Genomic DNA, 23,698 nt, shown 5'->3' on the forward strand with positions numbered 1-23,698 from the left:
AGACCTTGACACGGAAAATGTGGTCTAGTCCACTTTCGGGCACCGCGGATCGCACCCTGTGGAGGCACGCATGACCCGCAGACCCCTGCTTCACGTGTTGGCCGGCATCACCGCGACGGCCCTGGTCACGCTGGCGATCGTGGCCCAGCCGGCGACCGGCGCCACCGCCAACCTGGCCGCCAACCCCGGTTTCGAGTCCGGCCTGTCCGGCTGGACCTGCTCGGCGGCCGCCGCCGTCACCGCGCCGACCCACTCCGGCGCCGGCGCGGTGGCCGGCACGCCGGCCGGCCAGAACTTCGCCCAGTGCAGCCAGCAGGTCAGCGTGCAGCCGAACTCGCAGTACTCGCTGTCGGCCTGGGTCCAGGGCAGCTACGTCTATCTCGGCGCCACCGGCACCGGCACGACCGATCCCCAGACCTGGACCTCCAGCTCGAGCTGGCAGCAGCTGTCGACCTCGTTCACCACCGGCGCGTCCACCACCAGCGTCACGATCTACGTGCACGGCTGGTACGGCCAGCCCACGTACTACCTCGACGACGTCTCGCTGACCGGCCCCGCCGGCAACCAGCCGCCGCCCACCACGACCACCACGACAACCACGACGACCACCACCACGACCACCACCACGACTACCGGGCCGACCACCCCGCCCAGCTCCGGCCTGCCGGCCCACGCCCTGGTCGGCTACCTGCACACCAGCTTCGGCAACGGCTCCGGCTACGAGCCCATCGCCAGCGTGCCGGCCGCGTGGAACGTGATCGACCTGGCCTTCGCCGACTCCGCCGGCAACGGCAACATCGTGTTCAACCGCTGCTCGGCCAGCGAGTGCGCCGGCGTGGAGAGCGACGCCGACTTCCTGGCCGGAATCAAGGCCCAGCAGGCCAAGGGCAAGAAGGTGGTCATCTCCATCGGCGGCGCCAACGGCGAGGTCCAGCTGACCTCGGCCGCCGCGGCGACCAACTTCGTGAACTCGGTCGGCGCCATCATCGACAAGTGGGGCCTGGACGGCGTCGACATCGACTTCGAGAACCAGTCCCTGTCGCTGCAAGCCGGCGACTCCGACTTCCGCAGCCCGACCACCCCGGTCGTGGTCAACCTGATCTCGGCGTTGAAGCAGCTCAAGGCCCGCTACGGCGCCCGGTTCGTGCTGACCATGGCCCCCGAGACGTTCTTCGTGCAGCTGGGCTACCAGTTCTACGGTCCCGGCCCCAACAACGCCCAGGACCCGCGGGCCGGCGCGTTCCTGCCCGTCATCTACGCCCTGCGGGACTCCCTGACCCTGCTCACCGTCCAGGACTACAACTCGGGGCCGATCATGGGCCTGGACAACCAGTACCACCAGATGGGCGGGGCCGACTTCCACATCGCCATGACCGACATGCTGCTGACCGGGTTCCCGGTGGCCGGCAACACCTCACGCGTGTTCCCGGCGCTGAGCCCCGGCCAGGTCGCCATCGGCGTGCCGGCCAACCAGAACGCCGGCAACGGCTGGATCTCGACCGGCGCCCTGGACCAGGCTCTGGACTGTCTCACCAAGAACACCAACTGCGGCGGTTACGCCGTGCACGGCACGCACCCGGACCTTCGCGGCCTGATGACCTGGTCCATCAACTGGGATAAGTTCAACAACTGGGAGTTCGCCACCAACTTCACCTCGTACTTCGGCGGCTGACCGCATCCTTCCGGGGTGGGGCCAGCGCCCTGCCCCGGGAGGCCGTCATCAGCAGAAGCAAGGGTGAGCTGCTCGCCGAGGGCTGGATCCTGGCCCAGAACGCCAAGGCGTTCGTGGAGGTCGCCAGCACCTTCGCCGGCCAGCAGCTCGAGGACGGCGACTGGCGCAACGTCGACCTGGGCCTGATGACCAGCGACTCCACCGCCCAGGACGGCTGGTTCGAGTTCCCCCTCGAGGGCGATTCCGACGTCACCATCGCCTTCGCCACCAGCCCCGGCACCGAGGTCCTGTCCGTCCGCGTCTGGGGCAACGGCTTCAGCGACCTCGCTATCCGCTTCGAAACCGCCTTCATGATCTTCGGCCTCTACCGCCTAGAAGTCTGAAAGCGCTCGCACACCAGCGGGCAGCTAGTGCGTGGGGGGCGTGGGGGGCTCGGCCCCCCAAAATAACGGCGAGGGGCGTGTGTTCGCGCTTTCCAGCGAACACACGCCCCTCGGGCCCGAGCGGACGACGAGACTCGAACTCGCGACCCTCACCTTGGCAAGGTGATGCGCTACCAACTGCGCTACGTCCGCAACGCCGTGCTGCGCACAGCATATCCCATGCCGCGGCGGGGTTTTCAACCGGGGTGGTCGACGGCCCCGAGCAGCCGGTCCACCTCGGCTAACTTGTCGGCGGGCAGCCGCCACTCCCACAGCGGGCGGACGGTGGCCATGACCTCGGCCGGCAGCCGGGCGGCGACGGCGTGACGAAGATCCCAGTCGTCGAAGACGTGCTCGTAGAAGCTGACGACGGCGGCGTTGGACAGGAACCGGCCGGGCTGTTCGAAGCACCAGCGGGCGAAGCCGTAGGCGCGGTCCAGCAGCTCCTGGTCGCCGCTGCGGTGCGCTTCGAGGGCGAGCTGCAGCACCTCGAACAGGAAGACGTGGCAGGACCAGGAGTCGCGTTCGAGGTAGGGACGCAGTTCGGGGAACCGCGCCGACGCTTCTCCACGCCACTCCACCACGGATGAAGGTTACCGGTGCGGGGCCGGTCGGCGGAGGCGGGCGTGACCACATGACGCCGAGCCGTGACCGGGCCGACACCAGGCGTTATTACGGCTGGCTGAGGCCAATCGGCGGTATCAGCGGCGGTCGGCGACCTTGTAAGAACGACTCAGGCTGTCCTGTCCTGTTACGTTTGGTTACACCTGTTTGTGGGATCATCGTCACCCACTCGGTGGCGTTCGGCTGGGGAGGGGGCGGGGATGGCAGACGTGAGCCGCCCGGCGTCGGCGGGAGCCGACGATGACCAAGCCCTGCTCGAGAGACTGCGCGCGGGCGACGACAGCGCCTTCGGCCAGCTGTTCTCGCGGCACGCCGACGCGGTCCGCCGATTCGCGATGCAGCAGGTGCGGGACGCCGCCGAGGCCGACGACCTGACCGCGGAGGCCTTCTTCCGCGTGTTGCAGGCCGTGCGCCGCGGCAACGGGCCGACCGACCACGTGCGGACGTATCTGCTGACGGTGGCCCGTCGGGTGTCGTGGGAGTGGAGCGCCCGCCGCCGGGACGTGCCGGTCGAGGACGCGGAGCTGGACCGCCGGGCCGAGCCGTACACCGACAACTCGTCCCGCCTGGCCGAGAGCACGCTGATCAGCCAGGCCTTCAGCAGCCTGCCGGAGCGCTGGCGGACGGTGCTGTGGCAGGTCGAGGTGGAGGGCGAGCGACCGGCCGTGGTCGCGCCGCACTTCGGCCTGAGCGCCAACGCCACCGCCGCCCTGGCCCGCCGGGCCCGGGACGGCCTGCGCGCGGCCTACCTCCAGGCGCATCTGACCGAGGGCCTCGGCGCGACGGCCTGCCGGTCGGTGCGGGAGAAGCTCGGCGGCTACACCGCCGGCACGGTGAAGGGCCTCGAGGGCCGCCGGATCCGGGCCCACCTGCGGGGCTGCGACCAGTGCAAGTCGCTGCAGGGGGAGCTCAACGAGGTCTGCTCGGCGCTACGAGCGCACGCCGGCGTGCTGGTGCCGCTGATCGGCCTCGGTGCGACCGGCGTGGTGGCCGGCCATGTCGCCGGCAGCGGCTTCGGCGCCGCTCTCGTGGGCAAGGGAGCCCTGCTGGCCACGCGGGTGAAGCTGGCCCTGACCGCCACCTCGGTCGCGGCCGTGGGCGTGTTCGGCATCGCCATCGGACCGTGGCTGTCGCACAGCCAGCCCGACGCGGCCCCCGACCACAGCGACCACCAGATCGTGTCCACCTACTGCGCGCCGTCGCCGGGGCAGCCGACCGCCGCCGACGGGGCGACCAACGGCTCCATCCCGACCAGCGCGTACGCCAGCAGCCACCCGGTGTCGGCCAAGGCGCAGGCGGCCGAGGGCGCGCAGTCGGCGTTCTTCGACAACCACCCGGGCCGGCAGGTGACGCCACCGTCGCAGACCGGCTCGGCCCCGCCGCCGTCGGGCGACCCGCAGACCGCCGTCACGGAGACGTCGACCTCGACGCCCACCGGCAAGATCCTCGACGCCCCGACCACCAACACGTCCGGCACCTCAGTGACGTCCGGCACTTCGGCGACGGTGGCGGTGTTGGGTCCGACGACCACCACCCCGACCACCACCAAGAGCACGCCGGCCACCACCTCGGCCCCCAAGAAGACGTCGACGACCAGCACCACGTCGTCGCCGCCGAGCGATCCGACGGCCACCTCCACCACCACCTCGACCGGCTCGACCTCGATCAGAAAGCCCCAGTGAGCGAGGACGGTCGCGAACCGTCACAATTGGCGCGTGCAAAGGTTCACCCGCCGGGTCCAGTCCCCGCGCGATACCGTGGACAGACGCTCCGGTGACCGGTTCGCGATCGCGAGGAGGCGGGGATGACGCGGTTGGTACGGGGTGCCGACGGCAGGATGTGGACCGTGCGCGGTCGCATGTCGTGGGCCAACATGGACGGGGCCGACGACTTCGAGCACGACGTGGCCGGCGGCCACGGCCCGGGCATCGGCATGATCGCCATTCTGGTCCTGCTGACCGTGGTGCTGCTGGTCTGGCGGCCCGACGGTGTGGTCGTGCCGGCCTGGCTGATCCTGGCCCTGGTGATCCTTTTCCTGTTCTTCCCGGCCCGCTGGGCGCTGCGGCGGCCGTGGACGATCGTCGCCGAGACCCCGGGCGACCTCGACGAGCACCCGCCGGAGCGCTGGGTCGGCACCGTGCGCGGCGTGTTCACGGTTCGCCAGGAGACCAGCAAGGTCGCGCGTAACATCGAGGTGTACTCCCTGCCCAACGTGGACGGGCCGCTGCAACCGGTGGACTAGCCCTTGCCTGAACTGCCCGAGGTCGAAGCGCTCGCGCACCACCTGCGCGAGTTCGCTGTCGGCCGCACGGTGGTCCGGGTGGACGTGGCCTCGCTGTCGGTGCTCAAGACCGCCAGCCCGCCGTGGACCGATCTGCACGGCCGCGAGGTCACCGGCGCCGGCCGCCACGGCAAGCACCTGGATCTGGACTGCGACGGCCTGCACCTGATCGTGCACCTGGCCCGGGCCGGCTGGCTGCGCTGGGCCAACACCCTGTCGGCCGCCCCGCCCAAGCCCGGCAAGGGGCCGCTGGCCCTGCGCGTGCACCTCGGGCCGCCGGGGCAGGGGCCGGGCTTCGACCTCACCGAGGCCGGCACCAAGAAGGGCCTGGCCGTGTGGATCGTCAAGGATCCGGCCGAGGTGCCCAGCATCGCCCGGCTCGGCCCGGACGCCCTGTCGCTGGACCGGGCTGCCCTGGCCGCGCTGTTCAAGGGCCGCACCGAGCGGCTCAAGACCGCGCTGACCGACCAGACCGTGCTCGCCGGCGTCGGCAACGCCTACTCCGACGAGATCATGCACACCGCCCAGCTCTCGCCCTACGCGACCGCCGGCAAGCTCGACGACAACGCCCTGGACCGGCTGCACGCCGCCCTGCACAGCGTGCTCACCGACGCCGTCACCCGCTCCGTCGGCCAGGGCTCGGCCACGCTCAAGGGGGAGAAGCGCTCCGGCCTGCGGGTGCACGGCCGAACCGGCCTGCCCTGCCCGGTCTGCGGCGACACCGTGCGCGAGGTCTCCTTCGCCGACAAGTCGTTCCAGTACTGCCCGACCTGCCAGACCGGCGGCAAGCCGCTCGCCGACCGCCGCCTCTCCCGCCTCCTCAAGTAACCCCAGAGCCCCGCCCCCGTTTTCGCCACATGTGGTCCACATGCAGCACTGGAAGTCGAATGTGGCGCACATGTGGGAATTGCGATTGTGAATATGGCGGCTTGGGTGGTCGGTGGTGGGGCTGTTCGCGGGGGTGGTCAGGCGGTTGGGCGGGTGGTCAGCCGGCGATGATCACGTGCAGGGTCCTCGGGCCGTGCACGCCCTCCACCCGGTCCAGCTCTATGTCGCTGGTCGCCGACGGCCCGCTGATGAAGGTCAGCGGCCGGGTGGGCTCCAGCCGGGCCAGCGCCTCGGGCACGATGCCGACGATCTGGTCGGACCGCACCACGCACAGGTGGTAGTCGGGCACCAGGGTCAGCGCCCGCCGGCCCTGGGTCGGACCGCCGTCCAGCACGATGGTGCCGGTCTCGGCGATCGCCACCGCGCAGCCGGTGAGCACGCCGTCGGCCCCGTCCAGCTGATCGATGGACAGCGGCGGCGAGTCGCTCAGCCAGTCCGCAACGTCAACTTTCCAGGCGGCCGGCAGGTCGACAGGTCCGACCATTCGCCGCGCGCCGCGCTCGGTCAGCAGGGCCGCGATGCGGGCCGGCACGTCCTCGGACGCCACCCGGTGCACCTCGGCCCGGTAGTCGGCGATGCGCTCGGCGGCCAGCTCCACCAGGTCGCCGAGCGGCCGGCTCTTGTCGTAGGCGCGGGGGATCTCCGCAACCTCGGGCCGGTCGGCCAGTGCCCGGCGGATACGGCCCATGATCACCGAGCGGGCGTCAGCCACGGTTGTTCCTCCACCACATGCGAAAAGACTCGGCCGGCGGGGTCGGCACGTCCCGCGCGGACGTCCATTTCGAGCCGGGCCACGGCAGGCTGCTGATCCGCCCGGACGGGGCCAGGTAGCGAGCCAGCGAGCCGATCTTCTGGGCGCTCTCGTAACGCTTGGCGTCGCCGAAGATCCAGCTCAGCGCGGCCATGCCGACCGACTCGGGCGTGCGCCCCTTGGCCTCGACGGCCTCGGCCCGCAGGTGCACCAGCACCTCGGGGATGTTGATCCGCACCGGGCAGACCTCGTAGCAGGCGCCGCACAGCGAGGAGGCGTACGGCAGCGACGCCGCCTGCTTGTCGTGCATGTCGTTGACCAGCTGCGGCGACAGGATCGCGCCGATCGGCCCGGGGTACACCGACCCGTAGGCCTGCCCGCCGGTCCGCTCGTACACCGGGCACACGTTCAGGCACGCCGAGCAGCGGATGCAGCGCAGCGCCTGCCGGCCGACCCGGTCGGCCAGCGCGTCGGTGCGCCCGTTGTCCAACAGCACCAGGTGGAATTCCTGCGGGCCGTCGCCGGGCGTCACCCCGGTCCACACCGAGGTGTACGGGTTCATCCGCTCGGCCGTGGACGACCGGGGCAGCAGCTGGAGGAACACCTCCAGGTCCTGCCAGGTCGGCACCAGCTTCTCGATGCCCATCACGGTGATCAGGACTTCCGGCAGGGTCAGGCACATCCGACCGTTGCCCTCGGACTCCACGACCGCGATCGAGCCGGTGTCGGCCACCCCGAAGTTGGCCCCGGACACGGCGACCCGGGCCGAGAGGAACTTGCGCCGCAGGTGTCGCCGGGCCGCCTCGGCCAGCACCCGGGGCTCGTCGGAGTCGGGCTTCTCGGCCATCTCCCGCCGGAAGATCTCCTTGATCTCCGAACGGTTGCGGTGGATGGCCGGCACCAGGATGTGCGAGGGCCGGTCGTGTCCCAGCTGGACGATCAGCTCGGCCAGATCCGTTTCCACGGCCCGGATTCCGCCCGCCTCCAGCGCCTCGTTCAGGCCGATCTCGGCGGTGGCCATGGACTTGACCTTGACGACCTCGTCGGCGCCGGCCGCGCGGGCCAGCCGCAGCACGATCTCGTTGGCCTCCTGGGCATCCCGGGCCCAGTGCACGATGCCGCCGCGGGCGGTGACGGCGGCCTCGATCCGTTCCAGGTAAGTGTCCAAATTGGACAGAACTTCGTCCTTGACGGCCTCGCCGGCCAGCCGAAGCTGTTCCCAGTCCGGCAGTTCGGCCACCGCGCGGGCCCGCTTGTCCCGAATGGTGTGGGTGGCCTTGCGCAGGTTGCGGCGCAGCTGGGTGTCGGCCAGGGCGGCCTTGGCGGCCTTGGGGAAGGCCGGGCTGCCCAGCCAGGTCACGGGGTTGCTGCCCACGGCTCCTCCTCGGTGCTGGCCAGGATCTCGGCCAGGTGAACGGTGCGCACGCCGGTGCGCAGCCGGGACAGTCCGCCGCCGATGTGCAGCAGGCACGAGTTGTCGCCGGCGCACAGCACCTCGGCCCCGGTGTTGAGCACGCAGCGCATCTTGTCGCCGAGCATGGCGGTGGAGGTGTCGGCGTTCTTCACCGCGAAGGTGCCGCCGAAGCCGCAGCAGGACTCGGCCTCCGGCAGCTCGGCCAGGTCCAGGCCGCGCACCGCCCGCAGCAGCCGCAGCGGCTTGTCCCCGACGCCCAGCATCCGCAGCGAGTGGCAGGTCGGGTGGTAGGTCACCCGATGTGGGAAATAGGCGCCGACATCCGTCACACCGAGCACGTCGACGATGAATTCCGACAGCTCATAGGTGCGGGCGAAGGCATCGGAGGACCCGTGCAGCTCGGGGTGGATCTCACGCACCATGCCGCCACACGACCCGGACGGCGCCACGATCGCGTCGTAGCCGGCGAACACGGTCGCGTACTTCTCGGCCAGCGCCCGCGCCTGGTCCCGGTAGCCGGTGTTGTAGTGCATCTGGCCGCAACAGGTCTGGTCCATCGGGAAGTCGACCTGACACCCCAGTCGCTCCAGCAGCGAGACCACCGCGCGGCCGGTCGACGGGAAGAACGTGTCGGTGAGGCAGGTGGCGAACAGACCAACTCGTGGACCAGGCACGGAACTACCCTGCACGGTGATTCATCGGATGTCTACTCGGTCGCAGCCGGTAGTGGACCGTTCACCGATACGCCCGTCCGTCAGCCTGACGAGAGCTTGCCCATCGGCCCTGTTCGGCGGAGCATAACGGGGTGGTCGAGCTCCTGACCGAGCAAACCGTGCTCGGCATCATCGCGACGCTCGCCGTGCTCGGGCTGTTCGTTCTCCTGTGCCGGGCTCGGCGGGTCAGCACGTCGGTCGACGAAGCCGTCGCCGACGCGCTGCACCGCATGTCCAAGGCCGCGCCGGACCTGCGGGACGGGCTGACCCCCGACGCCGCCGACAAGGCGTGCAAGAACCTGGTCGAACTGCTCAAGTGCGTGGCGGTCGGCATGACCGACGAGCGCGGCGCCCTGCTGTCCTGGGACGGCGACGCCAACGAGCACTACGTCGACCTCCAGGACGCGATCGTCAAGGCGATCAGCGGTGAACGCAAGGAGTTCGTCGAGCACGACGAGCTCGAGTGCACCGACAAGGGCAACTGCAAGATGCGCCAAGCGGTGATCGTGCCGCTGATCGTGGAGTCCCGCACCCGCGGCGCGCTGATCATCGTGGGCGGCGTCGGCAGCAAGCGGCTCTACCGCATGTCCCAGGAGGTGGCCCGCTTCGTCTGCACCGAACTGGAGCTGGGCGAGCTCCAGGAGTCCCGGCAGCGGCTGGCCCAGGCCGAGGTCAAGGCGCTGCGCGCGCAGATCTCGCCGCACTTCGTCTACAACGCGCTCAACGCCATCGGCTCGCTGGTCCGCACCGACCCCGAGCACGCCCGCGAGCTGCTCCAGGAGTTCGCCGAGTTCACCCGCTACTCCTTCCGCGCCAACGGGCTGTTCACCACGCTGGCCGAGGAGCTGCGCAACATCGACCGGTACCTGACCATCCAGCGGGCCCGCTACAACGAGCGGCTGTCGGTGCGGCTGCGCATCTCGCCCGAGGTGCTCAATGTGGTGGTGCCGTTCCTGGTGCTCCAGCCGCTGGTCGAGAACGCCGTGCAGCACGGCCTGGCCAACAAGCCCGGCGGCGGCACGGTCACCATCATCGCCCAGGACAACGGCAGCGAGGCGCTGATCAGCGTCGAGGACGACGGCGTGGGCATGGACGCCGACCTGCTGCTGGACGACCTCAAGGACGCCCACAAGTCCGGCGCCCACGTCGGCATCGGCAACATCAACCACCGGATGCGCACGGTCTTCGGCGAGGACTACGCGCTGATGGTGGAGACCGCCCCGGACGCCGGCATGAAGGTCACCATGCGGGTGCCCAAGTTCAGCCCCGGCGTGCGACCGGTGCTGGCCGTGGTGCCCGACGACGGCGCGGACGAGGGTCCGGGCCCGGACGAACGGCGCGCTCGGCTGAGCCCGGTCCGCTGAAGCGCCCCAGAGCAATGTCATGGCGGCGCTGAACACCGTTCACGCGTAAATTCGACGGCGTGAGCGAGCTTGCGAGCGAACCATTCAGCGCAGAACGTCCGCGAACGCGGACACCGAGCGCCAGCGAGGTGCCGCAGTGAACGTGCCGGAGAAGCTGACCGACAAGCTGGCGGCCAAGCTGCCCATCCTCGGCGACCGGATGGACCGGTCCCCGGTGGTCGCCGTGGTGCGCCTGCACGGCGTCATCACGCCGACGCCCTCGCCGGTCGGCCGCGGCTCGATCAGCCTGAACGGCGTGGAGAGCGCGCTGACCAAGGCGTTCGGCCACGACCGGCTGCTCGCGGTGGCGCTGGCGATCAACTCCCCGGGCGGCTCGCCCACCCAGTCCGCGCTGGTCGGCGAGCGGATCCGGCAGCTGGCGGCCAAGAAGAACGTGCCGGTGCTGGCCTTCTGCGAGGACGTCGCCGCGTCCGGCGGCTACTGGCTGGCCTGCGCCGCCGACGAGATCTACGCCCACCGCACCTCCATGGTCGGCTCCATCGGCGTCATCACCGCCGGCTTCGGCCTGACCGGCCTGCTGGAGCGCTTCGGCGTCGAGCGCCGGGTCTTCACCGCCGGCGAGCACAAGCACCGGCTCGACCCGTTCAGCCCGGTCAAGGACGAGGACGTGGCCTGGCTCAAGGGCCTTCAGGGCGAACTGCACACCGAGTTCACCGATTGGGTGAAGCAGCGCCGAGGCGACAAGCTCGCCGACAACCCCGACCTGTTCACCGGCGAGGTGTGGACCGGGTCCAAGGCCCTGGAACTGGGCCTGGTCGATGGGCTGGGCTCGCTGCGGGAGGTCATCGGCAAGCGGTTCCCCAAGGCCGAGATCGCCGTGGCCGAATCGCGCAGGCCGCTGCTGGCCCGGCTGGGCATCGCCGGCGGCGGCAGCGCCCTGTTCGGCACCGCCGGCGACAAGGTGCTGTCCGCCATCGACGCCGTCGAACAGCGGGCCGCCTGGTCCCGATTCGGGCTCTGAACCGCCGGCCCGCCGGGCCACGTACCTGACGGTGCGTGGCCCGTGTCGGCGTCCGAGTGGTGGGGCCGGCTTCACCCCGATCGAACGGTGGTCGAAGATGGACACACCCACCGGTCGATCGGCAAGATTGCGCGGCACAGTGAGCATTCAGGACACCACCCCCCGTCTCCTCGTGTTGGCCGTCGATGACGAGGCCCACGGGCTGGACGAGCTGGCCTACCTGCTCAGCCAGAATCCGCAGGTCGAGAAGGTCATCACCGCCTTCGACGCGGCCGAGGCGCTGCGCGTGATCCGAGGCAGCACGCCCGAGACCAAGCAGCGGCTGGACCGCGGGCTGTGCCCCGTGGACGCGGTCTTCGCCGACATCTCCATGCCCGGCCTGTCCGGTCTCGAACTGGCCCAGGTGATCAACGCCTTCCACGACAAGCCGCAGCTGGTGTTCGTGACGGGCCTGTCCGAGGAGGCCGTCACCGCCTTCGAGCTCGGCGCGCTGGACTACATCGTGAAGCCGCCGCAACAGGCCAGGGTGGACATGGCCATCGACCGGGTGGCCAAGTTCCGGCTGCTCAGCGCCGCCCCGGCGGCGCCGGCCGGCGGCGTGATCGAGCAGCAGAACGACGACGAGGTGATCCCGGTCGAGCTGGCCGGCACCACCAAGCTGGTGCCCCGCTCGACCGTGCGGTACGTGGAGGCCCAGGGCGACTACGCCCGGCTGCACACCGCGGAGGGCAGCCACCTGGTCCGCATCCCGCTGGCCCAGCTGGAGGAACGCTGGGCCGACGCCGGCTTCATCCGCATCCACCGGTCCTTCCTGGTGTCGCTGCCGCTGGTCACCGAGCTGCGCATGGGCTCGTCCGGCTACACCGTGGTGGTCGGGGCCGGGGCCGACGAGAAGGAGCTGCCGGTCAGCCGCCGGCACACCCGCGAGCTCAAGGACCGCCTGGTCCGCCAGCCCAAGCACGGCTGGGGCGCCGGCACATGACCGGCGAGCGGACGCCCGACAAGCCCTCGACCGAGCTGGTGCCGGTCGAGCCGCCGCAAGCGCCGCGCAAGCCGCCGCGGCGCAAGAAGGTGGTGCTGGCCGAGGCCAAGGGCTCGAAGACGGTCGCCCGCACCATCGTCGAGCTGGAGGAGCAGACCAGCGTCGGCGAGCACCTGGTGCGCAGCCTGGTCTGGGCCCAGTTCCGCACCTCGTTCTGGATGGCGGTGCTGCTCATCGTCTCGCTGGCCAGCCTGCCGCTGCTGTTCTTCCTGTTCCCGTCGTTCGGCGATCTCACCGTGTTCGGCGTGCGGCTGCCCTGGGTGCTGCTCGGGGCGCTGCCGTATCCGCTGCTCTACGGCCTGGGCGTGTGGTATGTGCGGCGGGCCGAGCGGCACGAGCGCGACTTCGTCAGCATGGTCGACCGCTGACATGGGCATCAACACGCTGGCCCTGGTGAGCATCTCCGTCATCGTGTTCGGCACGTTCTACCTGGGCTATCACGGCTCCCGGACGGCCAACACCACCCGGGACTTCCTGGTCGCCCGCCGCCGGGTCTCGGCCCACCAGAACGCCGCCGCCATCGCCGGCGAGTTCCTGTCCGCGGCCTCGTTCATCGGCATCGTCGGCCTGGTGCTCAAGAACGGGCCGGACGAGCTCTGGTACGCCATCGGCTTCACCGCCGGCTACCTGGCGCTGCTGCTGTTCGTGGCGGCCCCGCTGCGCCGCTCCGGGGCGTACACGCTGCCCGACTTCGTGGAGGCCCGGCTGGGCTCCCGCGGCCTGCGCAGCATCGCCGCCGTGATCACCGTGGCCATCGGCTACATCTACCTGATCCCGCAGCTACAGGGCGCCGGCCTGACCCTGAACATCGTGCTGCCGTGGGCGCCGGACTGGCTGGGCGTGGTGGTGGTCACGATCGTCGTGGTGGTCAACGTGCTCAGCGGCGGCATGCGGGCCATCACCCTGGTCCAGGCGTTCCAGTACTGGGTGAAGCTGTTCGCGATCGCCGTGCCGGCGTTCGCGCTGTGCGTGGTGTTCGCCGGCAGCGGGCCGCCGGACGGGCAGCAGAGCCTGACCGCGTCGGGGCCGCCGATGTTCACCCAGAGCACCACCGTCACCCTCGAGCAGGCGGTGAAGCTGGAGGTCCCCGAGCCGACCTGGCTGGACGTGCACGGCTGGGTCAACGGCAGCCGGGCCGACGGGCGGGCGTTCTGGAACGTCGGCGAGCAGAAGGTCGGGCCCAAGACGCAGCTGACCTTCAGCGCCGGCACGGCCGTGCCGACGATCTCCGGCGCGGTGCAGGACAACGCCGACTGGCTGCGGCCCCAGTCCGGCGGGCTGCCGGCGCTGTTCGACAGCTACTCCCTGATCTTCGCCACCTTCCTGGGCATTCTCGGCCTGCCGCACGTGCTGGCCCGCTTCTACACCAACCCCGACGGCCGCTCGGCCCGCCGCACGACGCTGCACGTGCTGCTGCTGCTGGGCACCTTCTACCTGTTCCCGGCTTTACTGGGCGCGTTGTCCCGCATCTACGAGCCGCAGCTGCTGGTCACCGGCAAGACCGACGCGGCGGTGCTGCTGCTGCCCTCGGCGATGCTGCCGGGGCTGCCCGGGCAGCTGCTGGGCGCGGTGGTGGCCGCCGGCGCGTTCGCGGCGTTCATGTCCACCTCGTCCGGGCTGTTGGTCAGCCTTGCCGGCGTTGTCTCCACCGACGTCTCCCGCGGCCGTGTCCGGGACTTCCGCTGGTCCACTGTGCTGGTGGTGGTCGCGCCGCTGGTCGGGGCGCTGCTGCTGCGCAGCAACGACGTGTCCCTGGGCGTCGGCATGGCGCTGGCCATGGCCGCGTCCACCTTCTGCCCGGTGCTCATGCTCGGCATCTGGTGGCGGGGCCTGACCTGGGTCGGCGCCGGGGCCGGCATGGTGCTCGGCGGCAGCCTGGTCGCGCTGGCCCTGGTCACCAACATCATCAGCGGCTACACCGGCAACTGGGCCCCGGCCGTGGTCCAGCAGCCGGCCCTGTTCACCGTGCCGGTCGCGTTCCTCACCATGATCATCGTGAGCAAGGCGACCAGCAGGCGGCGGCCCGAGGACGTCAACCGGATCATGCTCCGGCTGCACGCCCCCGACCCGCTCGGCTTCACCCGCGACCGGGACGTGCTGCGCTTCGGCGACGGCCAGACCGACGGCCGCCACCGCAAGCTGGCCATCCGCTCGCGGCTGCGGTCCCGGCGTTCCTCCTCGACGACGGCCTGACCTCGATGCGCAACCCGTTCGGGGGACGAAGCGTCCCCCAAGACGTGGCAAGACGTGAGGACGGCTTCGCCGAGTTCTTCACCAGCCGGTTCGACGGCGCGCGCCGGATGGCGCACGCGCTGTGCGGCAACTGGCTGGAGGCCGAGGAGATCGCCCAGACCGCGTTCGTGAGCATGTACGCGCGCTGGAACAAGGTCCGCATCGAGAGCGCCGACGCGTACCTGCACACCGTGCTGACCAGGGCCTTTCTCGACACCAAGCGGCGCGGGCGGCGGCGCGAGCAGGTGATGGCCGACCCGCCGGAGATCGTCGTCGAGCAGGACACCTCCAGCGTCGAGGACCGGCCGTCGCTGCTCAAGGCCCTCCAGGCGGTGCCGGCGCGGCAGCGGGCCGTCCTGGTGCTGCGGTTCATCGAGGACCTGTCGGTCGAGGAGGTCGCCGACGCCCTCGGTTGCAGCACCGGCACGGTCAAGAGCCAGACCGCGCGCGGCCTGATCACCCTGCGCAAGGCGTACGGTGCGGTGACCGGCTTGTTGCAGGCGGCGAGGTGAGCAGCGTGGACGCCGAGGACGAGGAACTCCTCGCCCTGTTGCGCGCCGTGGTCGACGGCCAGGCGCCGCCGCCCGTGCACACCATGCTCGACGATGTCGTGCGGCGCGGCCGCCGTCGAATGCACGCCCGGCGCATGGGGGCCACGCTCGGCGTGGTCGCCGTTGTGGCCGGTGTCGGCGTTGCCAGCTCCGTGCTGCGCGGCAGCCTGCCCGCCAACACCGACCACGTGAGCGCCGCTTCGCCGGCGAGCGGCTCGCCCACGCTGACCGGGTGGATGATTCCGCCGCAGGCCTCGGTCAGGCGGCCCGACAGCAACAACTGCTCCAACGGCGTCAACGTGCCCGGCGAGCCCACGGCCCACACCGTGGACCTGGACAAGATCAACAAGGTCCTGCTGGAGACGCTGCACGACGTCGACCCCCAAGCCGCCACCAAGATCACCCGGTCCACCGCCACGGTCAATCCCCCCGGCAGCGACGGCATCCTGGCCAGCACCTGGGCCGACGTCCTCGACTCCGGGGGCGGCGGCAGCGTCTACATCGAGGTGCGCGGCTTCAGCGGCACGCCCACCCAGGCCGCCGACAGCGAGCAGTTCGTCAACGGCGTCTGCACCCCGCCGCAGCGCAAGACCCTCGGCGACGGCACCGTCATGCAGCTCTACGGGGAGCTGAAGTACGACCCCGGCCACCCGTCGCAGGCGCTGCGCGTCTACACGCCGTCGCACCGGCAGTACGTGGTCACCTCCGAGGGCTTCTCCAGCCCCGACTGGACCCAGGTCGCCGACGCCCAACCCGGCACCCTGGCCGTGCCCGAGGGCGCCGGCCGGCACTCCCTGCCGCTGACCTCCGACCAGCTCGTCGCCATCGGCGAGGCCGTCGCCGACATCGACTGAGGTGGGGGTTCACGCCGGTCGCACGCCCTGGCGTGGCAGCATTCGGGGCATGATGCCGCAGGAGGTGCCGACCACGTCGGTCGACCAGGTGCCCGTCGACGCCGTGCTGCTCGACGTCCGGGAGGACGACGAGTGGGAGGCCGGACACGCGCCGCAGGCCATCCACATCCCGCTCGGCCAGCTGGCCGAGCGCGTCGGCGAGGTGCCCCAGGACTCCGGTGAGGTGTACGTCGTGTGCCGCATGGGCGGCCGGTCGGCGCGGGCCACCGTGTTCCTCAACCAGAACGGTTGGGACGCGGTCAACGTCGACGGCGGCATGCAGTCGTGGCACATCTCCGGGCTGCCGCTGGTCGCCGCCGAGGGCGTCGTCCCCGAGGTGATCTGAGCATGGCCGGGCGGTGGCAGTGGGTGGCGACCCCGCCGCCGCAGGCCGGCGCGCCCCGCGGCCTCCCGCGGCGGCCGCTGCCCTACACCGGGCCGCCTTCCTACCCCGTGCCGCCGCGGTGGGGGTTCCCTCAGCTGAGCTGGCGCTGGCCCGTGTCGCTCGGCCGCCGGGCCAAGGCCAAGCCGCTGGACCAGCTGCGCATGCTGTCCCGCAACCTCGTCGCCACCCTGTGGGTCACCACCGCCGCCCTCGGCATCGCCGCCGTCGGCGAGGGCTGGCGGTACGTGCTGCTCATCCTCAGCCGCAACGGGGCCCTGTCCCGCAGCGTCGTCGCCTTCTCCGACGCCCTCGTCGTGACCGCCGGCGTCGTCTCCGGGCTCGCCGCCCTGTCCGCCTTGGCGCTCGGCGTGCTCTGGGTGCTGCGGGCCCGTGACGTCGCCGCCGACGTCACCGGTCAGCGCCCCGCCCGCTCGCTTCGCGACGTGCTCATCGGCCTGCTCGTGCCCGGCCTCAACCTGGCCGTCGCCGGCTCCGTCCTCGCCGAGCTCGAACACGCCGCCGCCCGCAAGCCCGTCACCGCTCGCCCCAAGCCCTCCCGGCTGCTCCGCCTCTGGTGGATCGCCTGGGTCGCCAGCGAGCTCCTCTTCGCCGTCGTCTGGCTCCTGCTCCTGTTCGGCACCAGCGTCCAGGCCCAGGCCAACGGCGTGGAGCTGCACCTGCTCGCCGACCTCGTCGCCGCCTTCGTCGCCGCCACCGGGGCCCTGTTCGTGACCCGCATCACCCTGCTCTTGGAGCCGATCGACCTGGCCACCGTGCACCGCCTCCGGGTCGTCAAGGTCGTCGACGCCCCCGAGCCGCCGCTGCGCGCCACCCGACCGGCGGGCTCGCCGCGCTAGGTTGCAATACCGCACCACCCACCACTCCCGGGGGGCGTGCCCAGACCCATCCTACCAACGCAAGATCAACAGCGGGGTGGGTGAAGATCCAGATGTGGACAACTCGGGGCCTGTGGACAAGCGGAAACTAGCTGGTCAGGCGCAGTGAGCTCAGACCCCGGATGACGAACTCGGCCCGGCGCTCAGGTTCCGCGGCGAGCTCCAGCTTGGGCAGGCGCCTGGTCAGGGCGGCCAGCGTCGCCCCCACTTCGATGCGGGCCAGCGGGGCGCCGACGCAGTAGTGGATGCCGGCGCCGAAGCCCAGGTGGGGGTTGGGGGAGCGGCCGATGTCCAGGGTGTCGGGCCGGGCGAAGACGAGCGGGTCCCGCGCGGCGGCGCCGAGCAGGGCGGCGATCTTGTCGCCGGGGCGGAGGGTGATGCCGGCGATCTCGACCTCGGCGGTGGCGGTGCGCTCGAACAGCTGCAGCGGCGAGTCGAAGCGGATCAGTTCCTCAACGGCGGAGGGGGTCAGGCCGGGGTCGTCGACCAGCCGCTGCCACTGGTCACGGTGTCGCAGCAGCGCGAAAACGCCGTTGCCGATCACGTTGACGGTGGCCTCGTGCCCGGCCATCAGCAGCAGCACGGCGGTGGCGACCAGCTCGTCCTCGGTGAGCTTGCCGCCATCGGCGTCGGTCTCGGCGACGAGGTCGCTGACCAGGTCGCTGCCGGGCTTGCGGCGTCGCAGCCCGATCAGCTCCCGCAGGTAGCCGACGAACTCGGCGGCGGCCAGCTCGGCCCGGTTGCGTTGTTCCTCGGGCAGCCCGAACTCGTACATCTTGACGATGGAGTTCGACCACGGCTGGAGCAGCGCCCGATCCTCAGCGGGCACGCCGAGCAGCTCGGCGATCACCTCGACGGGCAGCGGCGCGGCGACCAGTTCCAGCAGGTCGGCCTGACCGTCGGCGTCGATGCGCGCGGCGACCTCGTCGACGAGCCGGGTGGCGAGCTCGCCGACCCACGGCCGCAGCCGCTCGATGTGGCCACGGCCGAACGCGCCGGACACCAGACGCCGCAGCCGGGTGTGCGTGGGCGGCTCGTTCTCCAGCAGCGAGTTGCGGTGCAGCAGGTTGAACGCGGCGAACGCGTCCACCGGCTTGGCGTCCGACCAGATCCGGCCGAGACCCCGGTGCCGCAGCACGGCGGCGGACGCCGCGTGCGAGAGCGTGACCGGCAGCCCGAAGTCGGCGTGCCGGTGCACCTCGCCCTCGGCCCGCATCGCGGCGAACACGGGATAGGGATCCGCGATGAACGCCGGGTCCTTCGGGTCGAACGTCATCATGGTGACCGACGGTAATTCGCTCACCCATCCGTGGTCCAGCGTTGCCCCGGTCACCGTTCGTTCACCCGATTGCCGCATGATGCGAACCGTGACTCCCGAGATAGTCGCGCACCGCGGCGCGTCCCAGCACCGCGCCGAGCACACCAGGGCCGCCTACGAGCTCGCGCTCCAGCAGGGCGCGGACGGCCTCGAGTGCGACATCCGGCTGACCAGGGACGGGCACCTGGTCTGCGTGCACGACCGCACGGTCAACCGGACCTCCTCGGGCCGCGGCGTGGTCAGCGCTCTCACCCTGGCCCGGCTCAGCGAGCTGGACTTCGGCGGCTGGCACCACGAACTGCCCGAATCGGCCGACGACCTGGTGCGCGAGCCGGTCGCGCAGCCGTCGGCCGAGGAGCACGAGCGCGGCCTGCTGACCCTGGAGGACCTGCTGGGCCTGCTCAAGGACGGCCCGTCGCACGTGAAGCTGTTCATCGAGACCAAGCACCCGGTCCGCTACACCGGCCTGGTCGAGGCCAAGATGCTCGCCCTGCTCCGCCGGCACGGCCTGAGCACGCCGACCAGCAAGGACGCGTCGCGCGTCGTCGTGATGTCCTTCTCCCGGCTGGCGGTGCGCCGCGTCCGCCAGCACGCGCCCCAGCTGCCGACGGTGCTGCTGTTCGACCGCTTCCTGCCCGGCCTTCGTGGCGGGGCGTTGCCGGACTGGGCCGACATCACCGGTCCGGGCGTACACCTTCTGCGTGAGGACCCCGACTACGTCGCCCGCAGCGCCGAGCAGGGCCACGACACCTACGTCTGGACCGTCGACGACGCCGCCGACATCGACCTGTGCCGCCGCGCCGGCGTGCGCTACCTCGCCACCAACACCCCCGCGAACACCCGTCGCCACCTGGAGTCCGGGCCGTCGGCTACGGTCGCCCAATCCCTACCCGGGGAGTGACCCGGGCCCCACTGCGAGGAGGAACCGTGTCCAGGCGGACGGCTGAGAAGCGCGCGGCGAGGACAACGGCGACGGCCGACGGGATCAACCCGCGGCAGGCGTGTCCGTGTGGTTCGGGCAAGCGGTACAAGGCGTGCCACGGCATGGCCGGCGGGCCGGCGGACGTGATGGTGGCCCGCCCGTTCGAGGGCCTGGCCGCCGAGCCGGAGCTGATCGCCCTGCGCGAGTTCGTGCCGTCCGCGACCGCGCCGCTGACGCTGGCCGAGCCGCACGAGCGCGTCGTCACGCTGGCCACCGTGCTGCCGATGGCCGCGGCCGCGCTGGTCCGCTCCGATGGCTCCGCCTTCGTCGGCCTCCAGGTGCAGACCCGCTCCGGCGACCTGTCCCGCGACCTGGCCCGAGCCATCCGCTGGGTGCTGACCGCCGAGCCGGGCGACGCGCTGCCGGTCGTCGGCGTCGACGACGGGTCCGAGCCGGGCCGGCTCCAGGACGTGCTCAAGGCCGACGAGCCGTTGCAGCCGACGCTGCACGACGACTTCACCTGGTGGCTGCCCGAGGACACCCAGCCGACCGGTGACGTGGCGCTCTCCCTGGAACGGGCCAACGCCGCGATCATGCCCAGCGCCCGGCTCACCGGCGACGGCCTCAACGCCGCGTACTGGGTGGACGCCGGCGACAAGGCGCACCTGCGCTGGGTGCGGCCGGAGCCGGAGGAGCAGCTGCTCAAGGCGATGGCCCGGCTGGCCGCCCGTGAGGAGCTGCACCTCGGCGAGGGCTCCCGCTACGCCGGCTCGTTCCGGGCCCACGGCCTGCTGGTGCCGGTCTGGGACCTCGACACCGAGCTGCACGTGCGCGAGTGGGAGCCGGGCGCGGAGGCGCTCGGCGGTCGCCTCACCGAGGCGCTGGCTGTGGACAGCCAGCTCTCCGACGCCGAACGGCGGGCGCTCGACGGTCTGCGCGGACGCCAGGTCACACTGCGCTGAAAGCCTTTGCCCACAATGACGGCCGGTTGTCCACAGCGGATAACGGCTGTCCACAGGAGGATGTGGATAACTCGTGATCTTGCATATCTGCTCGCGGGACGAGTGGGACGCGGCCGAGCAGGAGGGTGCCCTGGTGCCCGCCTCGCTGGACGAGGTCGGATTCGTGCACTGCTCCGACTTCGGCACCGTGAGTATCCCGGCCAACGCCGTGTTCGCCGGCCGGGACGACCTGCTGCTGCTGGTCGTCGACCCGGCGGCGCTGGACGCCCCGGTGCGCTGGGAGCCCGGCGTGCCGCCGCACCCGGCCGGCATCTGGTTCCCGCACGTGTACGGGCCGATCAACGTCGAGGCCGTGGTGGCCGCGGTGGAGTTCACTCAGTCGGACGAAGGTGGTTTCCACCTGCCCAAGGAGTTGGCCGAACTGTGACCAACTGATCCCGCAACCTCCGCCCCCCTCGCGCGACCTCTAATCAGTTGGTCACAGGGGAGGGGATCACGACGTGGGTGCACCACTGAGCGTTGTGGGGGCGGAGAGCAGCGGCACCTGGACGGTCGTGCCGGCGCAGCGGGAGGCCAGGACCACCCGGGCGGCGGCGGACAGCGATTTCGCCGAATTCGTCAGGACGGCCCTGCCGGGCCTGCTCAGATACGGGCACGCGCTGACCGGCAACCCGCACGACGCGGCCGATCTCGTGCAGACCGTGCTGGAGAAGGTCGGATCGCGGTGGCTGGGCCGCCGCGCGTTCTGCGACGAGCCGCTGGCCTACGTGCGCAAGGCGATGGCCAACGCGCACGTCAGCCACTGGCGGCGGACCCGCCGCGAGAGTCTGGTGGCCGAACTGCCCGACAACGCCTTCGAGCAGTTCGACCGGTTGGACAACGAGCCGCTGTGGCAGGCTCTGCGGGGGTTGCCGCCGAGGCAACGTGCGGTCATCGTGTTGCGTTACTACGAGGGGCTGTCCGAGGCGGAGATCGCCGAGACGCTCGGCATCAGCAAGGGGACGGTGAAGAGCCAGGCGAGCAAGGCGCTGGTCACGCTGCGATCGAGCCTGGAGGGGAGGTGACCCGGTGGACCTCGACGACGAGCTGCGCAAGCTCTTCGCCGACGAGCGCCTGGACGTGCGCGTGCGGCCCGAGGCCGACCGCGTCATCGTCAGCGGGGCCCGTCGGGTTCGGCGCCGCCGGGCCGGCGTGGTCTTCGGCGGCGGGATGCTCTCCGTGGCCACGATGCTGGCCGCCGGCACCGCGTTCGGGGTGAGCGGGGACGCGCCGCAGCAGACGACCCTCGCCCTGACCGACAGCGCGCGGCCGTCGACCACCACGACCCCGCCACCGGCCACGACCACCACGACCGCCGCCGCACCCACCACCGCGGCCGACCTGCCCGCGCCCACCGCCACGCGGCTGACGACGAGCAAGCCGAAGCCGACCACCACGACGCCCACGCCGACCTCCAGCAAGGTCGCCGCGCTGGCGTTCGGTCCCACCACGGTGCTCGGCCTGCGCCTGGGGATGAGCGCGGCCGAGGCGATGGCCACCGGGCTCATCCGGCCCAATCCCATGGCCCCCAACGCCGCCGGCTGCGTCGGCTACGACTGGGCAGGCGGCGTCGGCGCCCAGCCGTACGCGCTGGTCTTCTCGCCGAAGGACGGGCTGGTCCGCATCGGCGGCCTGGCCGACGCCGTGACGCCCGAGGGCATTCACGACGGCTCCTCCGCCGCCGACGTTCGGGTCGCCTACCCGCTCCAGACCACGCCGCACGCGGCCGGCAGCGGCGAATGGGTCGCCCCGGCGCCGGGCAATCCCAACGCGCACTACTGGATTCTGTTCAGCGGCAGCGTGGTCAGCGATCTCCGGCTGGAGCTGGCCGTGCAGGACTGCGACCCGTAGCCACCGGGCCCGGTTCGGCGGTCAGCCACGCAGGTCGCCCGCTTCGGACGCCCTCGGCTCAGACCGCTCCGCCGGCCACCCTCGGCGCGGTCGGGTCCGTGCCCTCGGCGCCGACGCTCTCACGGCTGAGGAAGTCCTCGATGTGGAACACGTTGTCGCCGGCGCGGTCGACCGTGTGCAGCAGGGTCGACATGGAGGCGACCTCCTCGACCTGCTCCTTGAGGAACCACTGCATGAACTGCTCGCCGAGGTAGTCGCCCTCGTCGCGGGCCGCGCGGGCCAGCGTGGTGATCTCCTCGGTGACCGTGCGCTCCTGCTGTAGCGCCAGCTCGACCGGCTCGCGCACGGTCTCGAACTCGTTGCGGACCTCGCCGACGCCGGGGATGGCCACGCGCACGTCGTTGTCCAGCAGGTACTGGACGATCATCATCGCGTGATTGCGCTCCTCGAGCGACTGGCGGTAGAAGTGCGCGGCCAGCCGGGGCAGGTCCTGGTCGTCGAACCAGACCGCGATCGCGACGTACTGCTGCGCGGCCGTGAACTCGTTGCGGATCTGCTGCTTGAGCAACTCGTGAAACTTGGTGGCGGTGTTCGGGGACATGTCAAGAACGGTACCTCGAACGGCCCAGGACAAATCGCCCGCCGACCCGGTTGTCCCCCGCGCTGGTGAGCTCTGTGGACAACCTGGGGGCAGTTGTGGACAACCTGGTGACAGCCGGTGGAGAACTATCGTGTCCGGATCGTGAAAACCCCGGTGAGCTGCGTCTTTGGGCGCATCCACACCGGGGCTCGCTGTGCACGGCAGTTACCCACCGCCTGTGGACAACTCAGGCCGGAGCCGCCGCGTTCACCCGGTCGAACAGTGTCAGCGTGCCCACCGGCCGCCCCGTCAGCCGGGTCAGCTCCGGGTGCAGCCGGTCCACCAGCTCCGCCGGCAGGGCCAACGTGTCCGGCCGCACCGTCACGATCCGGGGCTGGCCCAGCACCACGTCGTCCCACTCCACGTCCTGCGAGCCGCCCGAGCGGTCCACCACGAAGCCCACCGTGTTGCTCGCGTCCTCGTTGAACAGCTCGACGATGCCCGACACCAGCTGGTGCTGCTCGACCGTGGACAGGCCGTCCAGGTCGAACTCCTGCGCCACCACGTCCTCGCTCACCCGGCGGAACCGGCAGTACAGGGCCGTCTCCTCGTCCAGCCAGTACTCCACGTCCACCGCCGCGCAGTCCGTCAGCGCCAGTCGCTCCAGCAGCCCCGCCCGCTGCTGCTGCGGATCCGACAGCGTCAGCCCCAGCGACTCGATCCTGGCAACCGTCCGGTCGGCCCGAGCGGCCGACCACCCGTTCTCGTACCAGTGGATGAAACCACTCACTGCGACACCTCGCTAACGCTCGGTGTCCGCGTTCGCGGACGCGCTGCGTTGAATGGTTCGCTCGCAAGCTCGCTCACCCCGATGGCT

26 protein-coding genes and 1 tRNA gene are annotated in these 23,698 nt (G+C 71.2%); 19 read left to right on the forward strand and 8 right to left on the reverse strand.

Annotated elements, in window-relative coordinates; translation table 11 throughout:
• The first annotated feature begins 70 nt into the window (after positions 1–70).
• Both ACIG5F_RS07225 and ACIG5F_RS07230 read left to right on the forward strand, forming a co-directional pair.
• The gene (locus ACIG5F_RS07225; RefSeq protein ID WP_396516545.1) at positions 71–1,672 is read left to right on the forward strand and encodes a chitinase; all 1,602 of its coding nucleotides are present in this window, start codon (positions 71–73) and stop codon (positions 1,670–1,672) included.
• Positions 1,673–1,785: 113 nt separating this feature from the next.
• Positions 1,786–2,055: a hypothetical protein gene (locus ACIG5F_RS07230; RefSeq protein ID WP_396516546.1), complete on the forward strand. Its 270-nt coding sequence runs from the start codon at positions 1,786–1,788 to the stop codon at positions 2,053–2,055.
• A gap of 119 nt (positions 2,056–2,174) precedes the next feature.
• On the opposite strand, the gene ACIG5F_RS07235 is transcribed toward ACIG5F_RS07230, so the two are convergent.
• Both ACIG5F_RS07235 and ACIG5F_RS07240 read right to left on the reverse strand, forming a co-directional pair.
• Positions 2,175–2,247 (reverse strand) — tRNA-Gly (locus ACIG5F_RS07235).
• Positions 2,248–2,291: 44 nt separating this feature from the next.
• Positions 2,292–2,678 (reverse strand): hypothetical protein, encoded by a 387-nt coding sequence (locus ACIG5F_RS07240; protein ID WP_396516547.1) that lies wholly within the window; start codon positions 2,676–2,678, stop codon positions 2,292–2,294.
• A gap of 240 nt (positions 2,679–2,918) precedes the next feature.
• Between ACIG5F_RS07240 and ACIG5F_RS07245 the strand changes: the two genes are divergently transcribed.
• From ACIG5F_RS07245 to ACIG5F_RS07255, 3 genes are all read left to right on the forward strand, one after another.
• Positions 2,919–4,400, forward strand: a complete 1,482-nt coding sequence (locus ACIG5F_RS07245; protein ID WP_396516548.1) for a sigma-70 family RNA polymerase sigma factor — start codon at positions 2,919–2,921, stop codon at positions 4,398–4,400.
• 122 nt (positions 4,401–4,522) lie between these two features.
• A complete protein-coding gene (locus tag ACIG5F_RS07250) occupies positions 4,523–4,960 on the forward strand; it encodes a DUF983 domain-containing protein (RefSeq protein WP_396516549.1) in 438 nt (145 codons plus the stop codon).
• A 3-nt stretch (positions 4,961–4,963) separates the two neighbouring features.
• On the forward strand, positions 4,964–5,827 hold the full coding sequence (locus ACIG5F_RS07255; protein WP_396516550.1) for an Fpg/Nei family DNA glycosylase: 864 nt from the start codon (positions 4,964–4,966) through the stop codon (positions 5,825–5,827).
• A 157-nt stretch (positions 5,828–5,984) separates the two neighbouring features.
• Here the strand turns inward: ACIG5F_RS07255 and ACIG5F_RS07260 are convergent, their stop codons facing one another.
• Genes ACIG5F_RS07260 through ACIG5F_RS07270 form a run of 3 tightly spaced genes read right to left on the reverse strand, consistent with a single transcriptional unit; the run spans position 5,985 to position 8,726 of the window.
• Positions 5,985–6,599, reverse strand: a complete 615-nt coding sequence (locus ACIG5F_RS07260) for a lactate utilization protein C (RefSeq protein WP_396516551.1) — start codon at positions 6,597–6,599, stop codon at positions 5,985–5,987.
• Positions 6,592–8,013, reverse strand: coding sequence for a LutB/LldF family L-lactate oxidation iron-sulfur protein (locus ACIG5F_RS07265; RefSeq protein ID WP_396516552.1), 1,422 nt, complete (start codon positions 8,011–8,013; stop codon positions 6,592–6,594). Before ACIG5F_RS07265 ends, ACIG5F_RS07260 begins: the two co-directional genes overlap by 8 nt.
• On the reverse strand, positions 7,995–8,726 hold the full coding sequence (locus ACIG5F_RS07270) for a (Fe-S)-binding protein (RefSeq protein WP_396516553.1): 732 nt from the start codon (positions 8,724–8,726) through the stop codon (positions 7,995–7,997). Before ACIG5F_RS07270 ends, ACIG5F_RS07265 begins: the two co-directional genes overlap by 19 nt.
• Before the next feature lie 131 nt (positions 8,727–8,857).
• On the opposite strand from ACIG5F_RS07270, the gene ACIG5F_RS07275 reads away from it, so the two are divergent.
• The 9 genes from ACIG5F_RS07275 (at position 8,858) to ACIG5F_RS07315 (ending at position 17,110) form a co-directional block, all read left to right on the forward strand.
• On the forward strand, positions 8,858–10,129 hold the full coding sequence (locus ACIG5F_RS07275) for a sensor histidine kinase (protein ID WP_396516554.1): 1,272 nt from the start codon (positions 8,858–8,860) through the stop codon (positions 10,127–10,129).
• A gap of 199 nt (positions 10,130–10,328) precedes the next feature.
• Complete coding sequence (locus ACIG5F_RS07280) at positions 10,329–11,150, forward strand: S49 family peptidase (RefSeq protein ID WP_396516877.1); 822 nt, start codon at positions 10,329–10,331, stop codon at positions 11,148–11,150.
• Positions 11,151–11,247: 97 nt separating this feature from the next.
• Positions 11,248–12,132 carry a LytR/AlgR family response regulator transcription factor gene (locus ACIG5F_RS07285; protein ID WP_396516555.1) on the forward strand — a complete coding sequence of 295 codons (885 nt, stop codon included), beginning with the start codon at positions 11,248–11,250 and terminating at the stop codon, positions 12,130–12,132.
• Positions 12,129–12,560, forward strand: coding sequence for a hypothetical protein (locus ACIG5F_RS07290; RefSeq protein WP_396516556.1), 432 nt, complete (start codon positions 12,129–12,131; stop codon positions 12,558–12,560). The genes ACIG5F_RS07285 and ACIG5F_RS07290 overlap by 4 nt, the downstream gene beginning before the upstream one ends.
• A gap of 1 nt (position 12,561) precedes the next feature.
• Entirely contained in the window at positions 12,562–14,385 is a 1,824-nt protein-coding gene (locus ACIG5F_RS07295; protein ID WP_396516557.1) for a cation acetate symporter, read from the forward strand.
• A 44-nt stretch (positions 14,386–14,429) separates the two neighbouring features.
• A complete protein-coding gene (locus ACIG5F_RS07300) occupies positions 14,430–14,936 on the forward strand; it encodes a SigE family RNA polymerase sigma factor (protein ID WP_396516558.1) in 507 nt (168 codons plus the stop codon).
• Positions 14,937–14,941: 5 nt separating this feature from the next.
• Positions 14,942–15,829, forward strand: coding sequence for a hypothetical protein (locus tag ACIG5F_RS07305; RefSeq protein WP_396516559.1), 888 nt, complete (start codon positions 14,942–14,944; stop codon positions 15,827–15,829).
• 49 nt (positions 15,830–15,878) lie between these two features.
• Positions 15,879–16,214: a rhodanese-like domain-containing protein gene (locus ACIG5F_RS07310; protein ID WP_396516560.1), complete on the forward strand. Its 336-nt coding sequence runs from the start codon at positions 15,879–15,881 to the stop codon at positions 16,212–16,214.
• Positions 16,215–16,216: 2 nt separating this feature from the next.
• Entirely contained in the window at positions 16,217–17,110 is an 894-nt protein-coding gene (locus ACIG5F_RS07315) for a DUF4328 domain-containing protein (RefSeq protein ID WP_396516561.1), read from the forward strand.
• Positions 17,111–17,237: 127 nt separating this feature from the next.
• Here ACIG5F_RS07315 and ACIG5F_RS07320 read toward each other — a convergent pair whose 3' ends face one another.
• Positions 17,238–18,425 (reverse strand): cytochrome P450, encoded by a 1,188-nt coding sequence (locus tag ACIG5F_RS07320; RefSeq protein WP_396516878.1) that lies wholly within the window; start codon positions 18,423–18,425, stop codon positions 17,238–17,240.
• Between the two features lie 82 nt (positions 18,426–18,507).
• Between ACIG5F_RS07320 and ACIG5F_RS07325 the strand changes: the two genes are divergently transcribed.
• The 5 genes from ACIG5F_RS07325 to ACIG5F_RS07345 all read left to right on the forward strand — a co-directional run bounded on the left by ACIG5F_RS07325 (position 18,508) and on the right by ACIG5F_RS07345 (position 22,241).
• The gene (locus ACIG5F_RS07325; RefSeq protein ID WP_396516879.1) at positions 18,508–19,368 is read left to right on the forward strand and encodes a glycerophosphodiester phosphodiesterase family protein; all 861 of its coding nucleotides are present in this window, start codon (positions 18,508–18,510) and stop codon (positions 19,366–19,368) included.
• 26 nt (positions 19,369–19,394) lie between these two features.
• Positions 19,395–20,351 carry a DUF5926 family protein gene (locus ACIG5F_RS07330; RefSeq protein WP_396516562.1) on the forward strand — a complete coding sequence of 319 codons (957 nt, stop codon included), beginning with the start codon at positions 19,395–19,397 and terminating at the stop codon, positions 20,349–20,351.
• Between the two features lie 73 nt (positions 20,352–20,424).
• Positions 20,425–20,778: a DUF952 domain-containing protein gene (locus ACIG5F_RS07335; protein WP_396516564.1), complete on the forward strand. Its 354-nt coding sequence runs from the start codon at positions 20,425–20,427 to the stop codon at positions 20,776–20,778.
• Positions 20,779–20,905: 127 nt separating this feature from the next.
• A complete protein-coding gene (locus ACIG5F_RS07340; protein WP_396516880.1) occupies positions 20,906–21,415 on the forward strand; it encodes a SigE family RNA polymerase sigma factor in 510 nt (169 codons plus the stop codon).
• A 4-nt stretch (positions 21,416–21,419) separates the two neighbouring features.
• Complete coding sequence (locus tag ACIG5F_RS07345) at positions 21,420–22,241, forward strand: hypothetical protein (protein ID WP_396516565.1); 822 nt, start codon at positions 21,420–21,422, stop codon at positions 22,239–22,241.
• A 58-nt stretch (positions 22,242–22,299) separates the two neighbouring features.
• Here ACIG5F_RS07345 and ACIG5F_RS07350 read toward each other — a convergent pair whose 3' ends face one another.
• A complete protein-coding gene (locus ACIG5F_RS07350) occupies positions 22,300–22,842 on the reverse strand; it encodes a ferritin (protein ID WP_396516566.1) in 543 nt (180 codons plus the stop codon).
• Between the two features lie 226 nt (positions 22,843–23,068).
• Complete coding sequence (locus ACIG5F_RS07355; protein WP_396516567.1) at positions 23,069–23,611, reverse strand: hypothetical protein; 543 nt, start codon at positions 23,609–23,611, stop codon at positions 23,069–23,071.
• Positions 23,612–23,698 lie beyond the last annotated feature (87 nt).

Source organism: Kutzneria sp. NPDC052558, assembly GCF_044547355.1.
In the GTDB taxonomy this organism is placed as follows: Bacteria; Actinomycetota; Actinomycetes; order Mycobacteriales; family Pseudonocardiaceae; genus Kutzneria.